Here is a 223-nt window from a genome sequence, read left to right as displayed (position 1 = left end):
GATAGAATTAAGGCTGCTAGTAAGAGATGGAAAAAGGCTTACGATGAAAACGGGATAAGTGGTTTACGTGACAGGCGAGCCGATAGTTTAGGTCGATTTATGGCAAAGGATATTACTCTAGAGAAGAAAAATGCTCTTCTGGAAGCACAAATTAATTTACTAAAAGCAGAAAATGAACTATTAAAAAAGATTCGATTTGCAGAAAGGAGGATGAACAAGTAAT

1 pseudogene is annotated in these 223 nt (G+C 35.9%); it reads left to right on the top strand.

Features of this window, described 5'->3' with window-relative positions:
• Window positions 1-189 (top strand): annotated as a pseudogene (locus MR076_RS26230) (IS3 family transposase); the annotation flags it as partial.
• Between the last annotated feature and the right edge of the window lie 34 nt (window positions 190-223).

This window comes from Bacillus cereus group sp. BfR-BA-01380 (assembly GCF_022663535.1).
GTDB lineage: Bacteria > Bacillota > Bacilli > Bacillales > Bacillaceae_G > Bacillus_A > Bacillus_A cereus_BB.
Note: the sequence above shows the minus strand (reverse complement) of the source record. Positions and strands in the feature narration are given on the sequence as shown.